Source organism: Pseudidiomarina tainanensis, assembly GCF_900115255.1.
GTDB lineage: Bacteria > Pseudomonadota > Gammaproteobacteria > Enterobacterales > Alteromonadaceae > Pseudidiomarina > Pseudidiomarina tainanensis.
Genome location: NZ_FOYU01000002.1, coordinates 243,082 through 255,962, shown reverse-complemented (window position 1 = coordinate 255,962; position 12,881 = coordinate 243,082). Strand labels below are relative to the sequence as shown.

The following is a 12,881-nucleotide window of genomic DNA, read 5'->3' as shown; positions in this document are numbered from 1 at the left end:
GTTAACGTCCTTCTTATTTTTCGTTATTGGCTAGCACGACAAACTGACCAGTAAACTCAGCGACGGGTTTATCGCCATCAAATACTTGTGACTTTAGCGTAGCCCGGGCGTTTTTACCTAACGTTAGCGCTGATAAATCACCGGTCATAGCCGATAAGCGGGCAATGGCGCGAGGCTCTCGGCTGACTGGTTTGTGGTAGTGAATTTGGCCATCCGCTAACACCACTGCACCATGCAGCTGTCGTTCGCGCAATTGTAAATGCAATAACCCCCAGCACGTCAAGGTTGCGAGCGAATAAATACTGCCGGCAAACATAGTGCCATGCACGTTTATATTGCGCGACAAGGTCGCCGTTGTTTCAAATTCGCGCCCAGTGTATTGAGTTATCCGAATTCCCATGGTTTCGGAAATCGGAATTTCGCTATGCCACGTGGTTTCGAGTTCTTGGCACCAATCGGGGCGATAAATAATGCGGTTGAACTCGGTTAAGGTTTTCCGCAGCTGATGCTCCGCTTGCGGGTTCTTCACCGTATCGCCTTCTTCAACCACTTCGTATCCACATTTAATGTAAAAACCTAACGTGTTATCTCGTGAGTTAATCACAATATGCTTGGCGCCTTCAGCGCGTGCCACTTTCTCGAGCTCATAAACAATCGCAACACCATGACCTTCGCCACGGTGTTCCGGCGCTGACGCCATAAAGCGAATTTGTCCTTCGTCTGGGCTATTAAAATGAAGGCGCCCGACCGCAACCGCTTGCCCCGCGCTATTAACCACCATGCGATGATAGCCAACCTGATCGTATTCATCTTGTTCTGAGCCACGTGGCCGTTGAAACGGTTCGCGCAGCACTCGCCAACGCAAGTCATAGTATGAATCAAATTGTTCCGGTGTTTCCGGTGCAATCACATGGTACATAATTAACCCTTGTTGTTAGAGTGCAGCATGAAAGTTACGGGGCCGTCGTTCACTAGAGCCACCTTCATGTCGGCGCCAAATTCACCCGTCGCCGTTGCCACGCCAGCTCGGTTGAGCGCATCGACAAAGGCCAAATAAAGCGGTTCGGCCTGATTGGGTGGTGCTGCCGACGAAAAGCTTGGACGCCGTCCCGATTGCGTATCGGCGGCTAAGGTAAATTGAGAGACGACCAACACGCCGCCGTTAATATCTTGCACACTCAAATTCATTTTGTCGTCGGCATCGGCAAATACGCGATAACCGGCAACTTTGCTCGCGAGTTTGGCGACATCATCATGGGTGTCGTCTTTATCAATGCCAAGCAACACTAACAGGCCTTTTTCAATGGCGCCAATACGCTCACCAGCGACGGTGACCGAAGCCTCACTGACGCGTTGAATTAATGCTTTCATTCACTTCCTTCGGGTTCATTTTCAGAATCGGTTTTTGGTGGTTGAAAGAACTCTTCAATACTGGCGGTGAGTTCCGCCCCCACCAGCACGATATTCCACGACACAAATATCCACAGTAGTAAGATAGGTATCGCGGCCAGCGCGCCATAAATCGCCTGATAACTCGGAAATGCCGTGATATAGGCAGCGAATCCGCTCTTACTGAGCTCAAACAAAATTGCTGCCAACAAGGCGCCCCAAAATGCATGTCGGGCGCGCACTATACGGTTTGGCATCATGATGTACAACAGCATGAAAGCGACTAACGATGTCACAATGGGTACCAAGCTTAATAAGGTGGTGCGCACACCCGACACGTAAACCTCAGCGGCGGCGGTCAACGAAATTACATAGGATGTGACGGCCATACCCGAGCCCATTAGAATGGGGCCGAGGGTTAAAATCATCCAGTACACAGCGAGTGCGACGACCATGCGTCGACGTTTATGATTACGCCAAATGCGGTTCATCGTGGCGTCAATGGTACTGATCAAGTTCACCGCCACCACAATCACAAAGATGACGCCAACCGTGGTCATTTTCGACACGTTGCTGACAAACTGATTTAAATATTCGCTGATCACTTCGCCGGATGTCGGCAATAAATTGGCAAATAATAATTTTTCCAATTCTTCTTTAAGTTGTTCGAACATTGGAAATGCAGAGAACACCGAGAACATCACCACTAATAACGGCACCAGTGCCAGCATGCTGACAAAGGTTAAATGTCCCGCAACAATGGTCACGCGATCATCCAGACAGCGCTTACTAAAATATTTCAAGAACCGCCATGCCTTGCGGCCGCGTTCTTGCCACTGTTCTAATGCGGTTTGCTCAGGTGTTGTCTCGCTCATTCGACTCTCTTTTTCTGCAACTTTTGGCATCACTATAATCCCAAACCGTGCGGATCACGTAAATAACATACCTTGTTCTTGGCCAATCGCCAATCAGGCAGGTGATTGCATGGTTCGATGAGGAGTATGTTTATGCAGGTATTAATTATCGGTGCAGGTGGTGGTGTGGGTCGCGCACTGGTGCAGTATTACCATGATCAAGGCGCAACCGTGCAAGCGTTGAGCCGCCAGCAACCGCCTCATTTACCGGGGCATTGGATTCAAGTGACCGATTACACCGAAACCAGTTTGCAACGCATTTTGCCACAACTGAAGCAGCCCGATATTGTGATCAGCACGTTAGGCATTTTGCATACTGATGATTTTATGCCGGAAAAACGTCTTGCTGATGTGAACTGGCAACAACTGCAGCAAACGTTTTATGTCAATGCCGCGCTACCGATCTTATTGTTACAACAACTATTGCCGATTTTGCCGAAAAAACAGGCTTGCGTGTGGGCACAACTCAGTGCCAAGGTCGGTAGTATTACCGATAACTATTTAGGCGGTTGGTATAGCTACCGAAGCAGTAAAGCGGCGTTAAATATGTTGCTGAAAACCGCGTCGGTTGAATTGAAGCGAACGCACAAACAATTGTGCCTTGCAGCGATTCACCCAGGCACTACTGACACAGCACTGTCGGCGCCGTTTCAACAACGGTTGCCGGCCGATAAGTTGTATACCCCAGCACAATCAGCAGAGCGTATTGCGGCGGTTATAAACCAATTAACTGCTGAAGATTCAGGCGGTTTTTGGCATTGGGATGGTTCGCCGTTACCGTATTAAGCTATACTGACCGCACAACAGCCAGCTAAGGAGTGGTTATGCGTTACTTGATGAATTGGATAGGAATTGTCGTCGCCGTTGTGGTTTTGGCCGGTTGCCAAAGTGCCTACTACGGGGCCATGGAAAAAGTCGGGATTCACAAACGTGATATTTTAGTCGACCGAGTGGATGACGCACGTGATGCGCAAACCGATGCCCAAGAAGAATTCAAATCTGCGCTACAACGCCTCGATGAATTACTAAAGTTTGATGGTGGCGAACTCGAAGCACGCTACAACGCGCTAAACGACGATTACGAAAGCAGTAAAGCTGCCGCCGAGCGGGTTTATGATCGTATTGAAGCGATTGATGATGTCGCGCAAGCGCTTTTTGATGAGTGGCAAGAAGAACTGGGTATGTATAGTAATGACGCTATGCGTCGTGAGAGTGAGCGGTCACTTCGTGAAACTGAGCGACGTTACACCAGTTTACTGCAAAGTATGGAACGCGCAGCCGATACCATGGAACCGGTGCTCGAGAAACTGCAAGATAACGTGCTGTATTTGAAGCATAACCTCAACGCCAAAGCGGTGGATGCGATTCGTGGGGAATATCGAAGCTTACGCAGCGATGTTGATGTACTGATTCGCGAAATGGAAACCGCGATACAAGAATCGAACGCATTTATTGAAGCCATGAAGGAGGGATCGTAATGAGCTTATTGATTTTAGCGGGTAGCAGTCGTCAGGCGTCACTGAACGGCAAATTACAAAAACGGATTGCCGAAGTTGCCGAACGTGATGGACGTGCCTGCTACGTGTATCCAGCAGCAGAGCTTGATGCACCAATTTATAATGGCGACTACGAAGATGAAAATGGCGTGCCGTCGAATATACAAAAGTTAGCCACAGCCATTTCTGAAGCAACAAAAATTGTCATCGTCACACCCGAGTACAATAGCTCCGTTCCACCGTTATTAAAAAATGCGATCGACTGGACAACCCGATTGGAACAGAACCCGTGGGTCGGCAAGAACGTCCTATTGGCAGGTGCCTCACCTGGACGCATCGGTGCAATGCGTGCTATGACGCATTTAATGGTGATTATGGCGGCGATTAAAAGCTATGTTGCCCCCATGTTTTTAAGCTGTGCGCAGGCAAGCGACGACACGATTGCGAGCTTCGATGCAGAGCAAATCAAAGGCTTTTTGAAACAGGGCGATTAACGGTCGGCGTATTAAGCGCCGCGTGGTTTTAAGCCAGCCAAATACGTATCAATGGCCTGATTGGCTGCTTGCATCAAATCGAAATAAGATTGATCAAGTAGCCAGTTATACATAATCCCATCAACCAGACTAAACAATCCGAGCACGACCGATTTGGAATCATATTTCTCATCGATTAAGCCTTGCTCTTTGCCTTTATCCGCCAGAAGTACACACTCGGCAATACACGCATTACGACCGCCTAAATGGCGTAAGTGAATCGGTAACGCATCGTCCACATATTCACACTTATGCAGAAGAATATTAACCAGCGCTTGGGTATGCGGATCGTCATGGACTTGTCCGACAATATGCAAGCAACGCGCTCGCAGATGCGAGACTGGGTCGCCTTGGTAGGTTTGCGCCAGTTCATCACGCATTTCGTCTACTGGAAGACGCACGCGCTCCATCAGAGCATCAATCAAGTCGAGCTTATTTTGAAAGTGATGGTAGATAGCACCACGGGTTACCCCGGCAGCTTCTGCTACTTGGTTCATCGATGTATTTGAGACGCCGCGCTCGCTAAATAAACGCTCGGCAGCGTCTAACAGCGCTGAGCGTGTCGTTAAAGCATCTTCTTTTGTACGTCGAACCACATTGCACCTCTTTGCGTAAACCTGGTGACATTATAATCGATATTAAATAAACATGCATGTATGTATGTAAAAAGATCACGAAACTGCTAATAAAACGATGCTATGCTGTTCATGACACTTAAATTTGTTGGAGGTTGACCATGAAAAATGATATTGACCAACGCCTCGTACTCGACGCGTTTGAGACCATTATTGAATATGGCAAACCGGATGACGAAGGCCGTAAAACTCTCGAGGGTATTACCGCGTATACCGATTTTGATGGCTATACCGTGTTCCTTGAGGGCCAAGGCGTGAATATGCGTTTAGAGTTTCATAATAAATATCACTTGGATTATGAACACGAGCGCCAATTTGAAAATTTTATGAAGGCCATTGAAAACATCAGCAAAGGCCACTATACACCAGAACGTGGTGAATAAATTTAGAGGCGCTGACAGTGAGTAAACATAAAGCCTATAGTGTGGCTGAAGAAATAGCCCATGCCTTAACGCATGGCGTGGGCGCAATTGCAGCCATCGTTGGGCTGGTGTTCATGCTCGTTTGGGCGGTGTCATACGGTGACACCTTCCACGTCGTCAGCGCGAGTATATATGGCGCCAGTTTAATTCTACTTTATCTTGCCTCGACGCTTTATCATGCGTTTCCTTGGCCGCGCTTAAAAGCTCTCTTTCAGCAGATGGACCACGCGGCTATTTACGTATTAATTGCCGGCACCTACACGCCATTCGCACTGGTAAACCTGCGCGGAGCGTGGGGCTGGACATTGTTAGCCGTGGTATGGAGCATTGCGTTTATCGGCGTCATCATGGAAGTGGCTATGAAAGAACGCAAGAAATGGCTGTCTTTAAGCCTGTACCTAGGCCTTGGTTGGATGGCATTGGTTGTTATCAAACCAATGCTTGAAACCGTTGAAGCCGGCGGCTTGTGGCTATTACTAGCCGGCGGCCTTGCCTATACCTTCGGTGTAATTTTCTACGTGTGGAAATCGTTGCGTTTTCACCATGCCATTTGGCATGTATTTGTGCTCGCTGGCAGCGTATTGCACTTTTTCTCAGTGTTCTATTTTGTACTGCCGCACCCTGAAATGATTTAGAAGCTTGCCTTTCTCAGCGGAAAGGGCTATGGTCTGTTCCGCTTAGAGAGGACACCATGTTTAAAGCCGATTTTTCAATTCAAAGTACCGCACTTACCTTTCCAATTTAAGCCGATTGCGCAACCGCAGTCGGCGCCCGTAGTTATTCCCAAAACCTAATTTTTCGTGTTTCAGTTCGGTAGGAGAAAATGCCGTGCTTGCGCGTGTTATGAGTTATTGCAACTCAACCTCGTGTATTAATCACCACCTGTTTCAGTGCCAGCAGCATCGTGTACTGCAGCACCCGTTATTGCTCAATGATTTGTTGCATCGCCTTGAGCAGCTGCAACAACCACAATCGCGTATTCACCCGTGTGTCGAAATCGGATCAGAAGTGACGATTCGACAACTTTTCCAGCATGGGTGTGCTGGCGAGGTATTCACTGTTCAGCTTGTCGAGCCAAGTCGTGCCAACCCGAATCAGGGCCTTGTTTCATACCTGTCTCCGATAGGGTTGGCACTACTTGCATTGCCGTTAGGCGCAGAGTTTTCGGTTGTTTCAGGGGCTAGCGACAGTCGCTGGCGATTAATGGCACTCAATCGTAAAGGAGCGAGCAATGAGTAAAGAAAAGGCGAAAAAGAAGCCACAAAAAACACTCAAAGAAAAACGTCGTGAGAAGAAGAATAAAAGCGGCGACTAATAAAAAGGGCGCCTCTTGAGGCGCCCTTTTTGCTGTAAAAACCAAACAGTGCTTAGTCGTCTTTGCTACGGCTCGCGCGCTTACGTTCGTTTTCAGTGAGCATACGCTTACGAATACGAATTGATTTTGGTGTGATTTCTACCAATTCATCGTCATCGATAAACTCAAGTGCTTGCTCAAGCGACATACGAATTGGCGGGGTCAACAACAACGCATCGTCAGTACCGGCGGCACGAATGTTGGTCAGCTGCTTACCTTTCAAACAGTTGACCGTCAGGTCGTTTGAACGGCTATGAATACCAATCACCATGCCTTCGTAAACTTCTTCAGCGTGACCAATCATCAAACGGCCGCGCTCTTGCAAGTTAAACAAAGCGTAGGCCAAAGCTTTACCTTGGGCGTTTGAAATCAATACGCCGTTGATGCGTTGACCAATGTTACCGCCTTTGAATGGGCCGTAGTGGTCAAAGCTGTGATACATCAAGCCAGTACCAGATGACAATGTCATGAATTCAGTTTGGAAACCAATCAAGCCACGGCTTGGTACGATAAAGTCGATACGGATACGGCCTTTACCATCTGGAGTCATGTTGGTCATCTCAGCTTTACGCAAGCCAAGTTTTTCCATCACTGAACCTTGATGCTGCTCTTCAATGTCTACGGTTAAGTTTTCGAACGGCTCTTCTTTCACGCCGTTCACTTCACGCATGATAACTTCAGGGCGTGATACCGCAAGTTCGAAACCTTCACGACGCATGTTTTCAATCAATACGCCTAAGTGCAATTCACCACGACCAGAAACGCGGAAGCGGTCAGGGTTGTCGGTTTCTTCAACTCGCAATGCAACGTTGTGTTTCAATTCTTGCTGTAAACGCTCAAGAATTTGACGTGAAGTAACGAATTTACCTTCTTTACCGGCAAACGGTGAGGTGTTCACTTGGAAGGTCATCGTTACCGTTGGCTCATCAACAGTCAGTGCTGGCAACGCTTCAACGGTACCTGCCGCGCACACGGTGTCAGAAATCTTCAATTCGCCTAAACCGGTTACCGCGACGATATCGCCAGCGCTTGCTTGGTCCGTTTCGATACGGTCAAGGCCCAAGTAACCAAAAATTTGGCCCACTTTGCCGTTACGCTTGGTGCCGTCAGCACCAACAATCGTAACCTGCTGGTTCAGTTTCAAGGTACCACGCTTGATACGGCCGATACCGATAATGCCCACGTAGCTTGAGTAATCAAGCTGTGAAATTTGCATTTGCAAGGCGCCATCGCGGTCAGCATCAGGTGGCGATACTTTCTCGAGAATTGTTTCGAACAACGCCGTCATGTTGTCGGTTTGCTCGTTGTAATTCAAAGTTGCCCAGCCGTTCAATGCCGAAGCGTAAACCACTGGAAAATCTAACTGTTCGTCGGTTGCGCCTAAGTTATCGAACAAGTCGAATACTTGGTCCATAACCCAATCAGGACGTGCGCCTGGGCGGTCAATCTTGTTGATAACAACAATCGGCTTCAAGCCGTGCGCGAACGCTTTTTGCGTTACGAAACGGGTTTGTGGCATTGGGCCGTCAACGGCGTCAACAACCAACAATACTGAGTCGGCCATTGACAATACGCGCTCTACTTCACCACCGAAATCGGCGTGTCCTGGCGTGTCGAGAATGTTGATGCGGTAGTCTTTGTAGTTTACCGCGGTGTTCTTCGCCAAAATGGTGATGCCACGTTCTTTCTCAAGATCGTTGGAGTCCATGACACGTTCTTCTGCACCGCCGCGGCTCTCTAAAGTGCCCGATTGCTGGAGAAGTTTATCAACCAAGGTTGTTTTGCCATGGTCAACGTGCGCAATAATTGCAATATTACGCAGCTTGGAAAGTTCAGTCGCTTGAATTGTCATTGATAAAGCCTGTAAAAACACGAGGAGACGGTATGAGCCGCCATTGGTTAAAATAGCGGCGTATTATACGCTTGCGTGCTTATACAAGCTAGTGTTTTTCGTTGGCAGCGTCGCCATTGTCGGCGTCAGATTGCTTTAAACGCTTGTCCCAGCGTTGCTGAGCATAACGGCGCAGACTCGGAATTGTGTCAGTTTCATCCATAATTGGCTGGCCGAGAATGGTTTCAATAATATCTTCAAGCGTCACCACACCCATCCAAGTGCCATGTTCATCAAATACCAACGCCATGTGCTGGCGCTTGTCTAACAACATGCGCATAACCTGCTCAACGTTAACCGACTCCGCAACAATATCAACGTCGCGCGCTAATTGATTAATCGTTTTGTCAGTATCCGCTTCTAACGCTTCGTTGCGCAAAATAATGCCATGCGGCACTTCATCGGCATCAATCACTGGGAAACGCGAATAAGGCATCGTTTTTGCTCGGTATAAAAAATCGCTGATTGTTTCATCTGGGCGCACTGACTCACATACGGTACGCGGTGTCATCACGTCGCGAACCCGAATAGTATGCAAATCAAGCATATTGCCAATCACGCGTCGTTCATCGGCATCAATCAGTTTTTGCTCATAGCCTAATATGGCCAATGCTTTAATTTCAGAACGAACATCCACGTGCTCTTCGCCGCCAATGCGTTTGGTGATTTGGTCGGACAGCCAAATGAACGGACGCAAAATCATAATCAAAAAGTTCAAAATACCCGGCAGCAAGGGAGCCAACTGGCGCCAGAATTTTGCACCAATCGTTTTCGGCAAAATCTCAGAAAGTACCAATATAAGAACGGTCATGACCGCTGAAGCGACCGCTAAGTAACCATCACCAAATACGACGCCAACTTGTGCACCAACGCCAGCTGCACCTGCCGTGTGCGCTACTGTGTTGAGCGTCAAAATAGCGGCCAGCGGACGGTCAATATTGGTTTTTAAGTTTTGTAGTTTAGCGTGTAGTTTTGGGCGCTTTTCTTTTAACTGAGCCACGTAGCTTGGAGTAATCGATAGCAAGGCGGCTTCAAGAATTGAGCATATAAATGAGACACCAATTGCAACAAACGCAAACAGAATTAATAAGAACATGAGGCTCACAATGTTGAGTACGATGCTGGATTTTCGCAAAGAGTGGTTGACATAACAATAACAACGTTACGATTTTCGGTTGGTGAAATACACATTAACGCTAACGTTAACGTGAATAACTATTCATATATATGATTTTATATTCACAAACCCCTGAAAGGGGGGTCGACAACTTTTTTTTCATACCCTTTCATTTCTGCGGTATTTTCGCAAAAAATAAGAAGTTAAACTGTAATGAAGAGCAAGTTAAGTTGACTATACAACCGACGTATAAGCCTTAAAATTGGACAACTTGTTTAACTTTTAACTTTACAGAGCTTTAAAACTCGCTATGTTGTAGATGTATAGACAACTCAGTTGGGCGGTCGAGTTGCCAAATAACCAGCAAGATATATAAAAATGAAAAAATATTCAGGGGGATGTCATGACTAAATTCGCTTTATCGGGCGTAGCGACCGCACTGACGGCGTTGTTATTACCCGCACAAACAATGGCTCAAGATACGCAAAAACAGGCTCAAATTGACGAGGAAAAAGTTGAACGTGTTACCGTCACTGGTTCACGGTTGCAGCGTACTGAAGCCGAGAGTGCCGCACCTATCCAAGTTTTTACCGCAGAAGATCTTGAAAATTCCGGTGTGAATTCGTTAGAAGTTATTTTACAACGGATGTCGGCTTCCGCCGGCGCTGCTGGTGGACAAAGCAATGCCTACTGGACCAGCAATGGCTGGGGCACAGCGCAAGTTAACCTGCGTGGTTTAGGTATTAACCGTACACTCGTGCTTCTCAATGGCCGCCGCGTGGTTAACGGCGGTACTGGTGCCAATAGCAGCGTTGACCTGAATATGATTCCGGTTGAGATGATTGAACGCATCGAAGTGCTTAAAGATGGTGCATCAGCAATTTACGGCGCTGACGCTGTTGCCGGTGTTGTGAATATTATTACCCGCAAGAGTTATGAAGGTTTTTCTATCGAAGCACGCTTTGGTGCAACGGATAGTGGCGACGCTCAAGAACGTGCTATCAACACGGTATTTGGCGCAAGTAATGACCGAGCTCGAATTGTTGGTACCGTCGGATATCGATCAAACGACGCTTATAATATGCAAGATCAAGCAGGTTGTGCATTAGCTGAGGTAGCACCGGGCGAGCTAGGATGCTTCGGCAGCTCAAGTACCATCGGTGGTCGTGCAACAATCCTTACAGGAGCAGATGCGGGTAGTCGAATTAACTTTAATCAAGAACCCGGCGGTGATAGCGATTTCTACGAACCATATGATCCGGCCAAGCATAACTTTGATTTCTTCTCACAGCTAAACTCAGTTAACCCAATTACTAATTGGAATTTCTCAACGTTTGCAGACTATCGATTGGTTGGTGACACTTATGCATTCGTTGAAGTTCTTTATAACAATCGTCGGTCAGATCAAATTGCCACTTCGGGAACTGTGGGCGGTATTGAATATGCCGTTGATCATCCAGATAACCCGACAGGAGAGACGATTCGCCTTGATAGCCGACGTTTGCTTGAAGCCGGAACTCGAGATTTCTTCCAAGACGTCAATACCTGGCGTTTCGTTGGTGGCTTGAACGGTATGATTGATGCCAACTGGAACTGGGAAGTCGCTTACAACTTCGGGCGTACATCAGGTATTGATGGCGCGACCAATATTGCCAATATGGAACGTTTAGGTCGAGCAATTGACCCAGAACAATGTGGACAATCTGGTGTGCCATGCGTGGATTTGCTTGGTTTCGGTGGCTTCAGTCAAGATGCGATTGACTACATTATGTTCCGGATTGACTCCGAAGGCGGTAACGAGCAGCGTTCAATCACAGCAAATATAACCGGCGATTTATTTGAACTGCCTTCAGGTTATGTTCCGGTTGCGTTCGGGGTTGAGCATCGCGAAGAAAAAGGCTGGCGGAATCCAGATTCGGCAGTTGTAGCTGGTGTGATGAATACCAACCAAGCAGACCCTATTAGCGGTAGCTATAGTGTTGATGAAGTATACGTAGAAACAGCCTTGCCACTACTGAACGATGTTCCGTTTGCACAAAGCGTAAATTTAGAACTCGCCTATCGTTACAGCGACTATGATACGTTTGGCAGCGACGGCAACTATAAAGCCAGTTTACATTGGCAGGTTAATGATGCTCTCAAACTTCGAGCAACCAATTCAACGGCGTTCCGTGTACCGAATATTCCTGAATTATTTGGTGGCGTAGCCGAAGGAAATTTAACCACAACCGATCCTTGTGATGGTTGGGATCAGCCAGGCAAAAATCCAACAGTCGCGGCAAACTGCCAAGCGGATGGTGTACCGGCAGGTTATACGCAACTTGGTTCAACAATTCTGACGACTGTTGGCGGTAACCCTAATCTTGAGCCAGAAGATGCGAAAACATTTACAGCTGGTGTGGTCTGGGATGCACCATTTGCAGATAATCTTCAATTTACGGTTGATTACTACAAAATTGACATCGAAAACGCGATTCAGCGTATTCCTGGATCAACGAAATTATCGGTTTGTTACAACTCTGAAAACCTGTCGCATCCGTTCTGTAATGACAGCCAGTTTACCCGAGATAGTTTAACGGGAGAGATCAACTTCCTGTCGGCACAGCCAACTAATGCGGCAACAGAAGAAGTGTCGGGTGTCGATGCAGCTGTATTCTATAAAACTGACTTATCTGGTTTTGCAACCACGATGAATTGGACAGTCAGTTACCTCGATGAATATACTGTGACGCCGTTCGCCGGTGGTACACCAATCGCCTATGCCGGAAAAATCACTGGAGGCAGCGGTAGCTACACGAACTGGCGTTCAAATGCATCGGTTACAGTTGATCGCGATGACTGGCAGGCGCACTGGAGCGTTCAATACATTGGTGGTGCTGACGATATCAATGCGGCGCCAGGTGACATTGGAGATCATGCGCCAAGCGTGTTCTACCATAATGTGCAGGGCACCTATTATGTGAACTCAAACATGAGCTTAGTTGGTGGTATTAACAACGTGTTTGATAAACAACCGCCATTTATTCAAAGCTGGACGGATGCCAACACCGATACCATGACGTATAACCTTCTAGGGCGTCAGTTATTTATTAAAATGCGTTACACGTTCTAACCCTGGACGTTGAATTGC

The 12,881-nt window shown here is 47.5% G+C and carries 13 protein-coding genes; 7 read left to right on the top strand and 6 right to left on the bottom strand.

The window, feature by feature from the left end; translation table 11 throughout:
* Positions 1–13: 13 nt before the first annotated feature.
* Genes BM292_RS08055 through BM292_RS08045 form a run of 3 tightly spaced genes read right to left on the bottom strand, consistent with a single transcriptional unit; the run spans position 14 to position 2,264 of the window.
* Positions 14–919: a bifunctional GNAT family N-acetyltransferase/hotdog fold thioesterase gene (locus tag BM292_RS08055; RefSeq protein WP_092857398.1), complete on the bottom strand. Its 906-nt coding sequence runs from the start codon at positions 917–919 to the stop codon at positions 14–16.
* Positions 920–921: 2 nt separating this feature from the next.
* The gene (dtd, locus tag BM292_RS08050; RefSeq protein WP_092857396.1) at positions 922–1,371 is read right to left on the bottom strand and encodes a D-aminoacyl-tRNA deacylase; all 450 of its coding nucleotides are present in this window, start codon (positions 1,369–1,371) and stop codon (positions 922–924) included.
* A complete protein-coding gene (locus BM292_RS08045) occupies positions 1,368–2,264 on the bottom strand; it encodes a virulence factor BrkB family protein (RefSeq protein ID WP_092857394.1) in 897 nt (298 codons plus the stop codon). The genes dtd and BM292_RS08045 overlap by 4 nt, the downstream gene beginning before the upstream one ends.
* 132 nt (positions 2,265–2,396) lie before the next feature.
* Between BM292_RS08045 and BM292_RS08040 the strand changes: the two genes are divergently transcribed.
* The 3 genes from BM292_RS08040 to BM292_RS08030 are packed head-to-tail and all read left to right on the top strand — an operon-like array spanning position 2,397 to position 4,293.
* A complete protein-coding gene (locus BM292_RS08040; protein WP_092857392.1) occupies positions 2,397–3,089 on the top strand; it encodes an SDR family NAD(P)-dependent oxidoreductase in 693 nt (230 codons plus the stop codon).
* A 38-nt stretch (positions 3,090–3,127) separates the two neighbouring features.
* Positions 3,128–3,781, top strand: coding sequence for a DUF2959 domain-containing protein (locus BM292_RS08035; protein ID WP_092857390.1), 654 nt, complete (start codon positions 3,128–3,130; stop codon positions 3,779–3,781).
* Positions 3,781–4,293, top strand: coding sequence for an NADPH-dependent FMN reductase (locus BM292_RS08030; RefSeq protein WP_092857388.1), 513 nt, complete (start codon positions 3,781–3,783; stop codon positions 4,291–4,293). The genes BM292_RS08035 and BM292_RS08030 overlap by 1 nt, the downstream gene beginning before the upstream one ends.
* Positions 4,294–4,304: 11 nt before the next feature.
* On the opposite strand, the gene BM292_RS08025 is transcribed toward BM292_RS08030, so the two are convergent.
* Positions 4,305–4,928: a TetR family transcriptional regulator gene (locus tag BM292_RS08025; protein ID WP_092857386.1), complete on the bottom strand. Its 624-nt coding sequence runs from the start codon at positions 4,926–4,928 to the stop codon at positions 4,305–4,307.
* A 140-nt stretch (positions 4,929–5,068) separates the two neighbouring features.
* Between BM292_RS08025 and BM292_RS08020 the strand changes: the two genes are divergently transcribed.
* The 3 genes from BM292_RS08020 to BM292_RS08010 all read left to right on the top strand — a co-directional run bounded on the left by BM292_RS08020 (position 5,069) and on the right by BM292_RS08010 (position 6,628).
* Positions 5,069–5,350 carry a DUF3081 family protein gene (locus BM292_RS08020; protein ID WP_092857384.1) on the top strand — a complete coding sequence of 94 codons (282 nt, stop codon included), beginning with the start codon at positions 5,069–5,071 and terminating at the stop codon, positions 5,348–5,350.
* Positions 5,351–5,367: 17 nt separating this feature from the next.
* Complete coding sequence (trhA, locus tag BM292_RS08015) at positions 5,368–6,024, top strand: PAQR family membrane homeostasis protein TrhA (RefSeq protein ID WP_092857382.1); 657 nt, start codon at positions 5,368–5,370, stop codon at positions 6,022–6,024.
* A 193-nt stretch (positions 6,025–6,217) separates the two neighbouring features.
* The gene (locus BM292_RS08010; RefSeq protein WP_092857380.1) at positions 6,218–6,628 is read left to right on the top strand and encodes a GreA/GreB family elongation factor; all 411 of its coding nucleotides are present in this window, start codon (positions 6,218–6,220) and stop codon (positions 6,626–6,628) included.
* Positions 6,629–6,756: 128 nt separating this feature from the next.
* On the opposite strand, the gene typA is transcribed toward BM292_RS08010, so the two are convergent.
* Both typA and BM292_RS08000 read right to left on the bottom strand, forming a co-directional pair.
* Positions 6,757–8,595, bottom strand: coding sequence for a translational GTPase TypA (gene typA, locus BM292_RS08005; RefSeq protein ID WP_092857378.1), 1,839 nt, complete (start codon positions 8,593–8,595; stop codon positions 6,757–6,759).
* An 88-nt stretch (positions 8,596–8,683) separates the two neighbouring features.
* Entirely contained in the window at positions 8,684–9,730 is a 1,047-nt protein-coding gene (locus tag BM292_RS08000; protein ID WP_092857376.1) for a CNNM domain-containing protein, read from the bottom strand.
* A 424-nt stretch (positions 9,731–10,154) separates the two neighbouring features.
* Between BM292_RS08000 and BM292_RS07995 the strand changes: the two genes are divergently transcribed.
* Complete coding sequence (locus tag BM292_RS07995; protein ID WP_092857374.1) at positions 10,155–12,863, top strand: TonB-dependent receptor; 2,709 nt, start codon at positions 10,155–10,157, stop codon at positions 12,861–12,863.
* Positions 12,864–12,881: the final 18 nt, after the last annotated feature.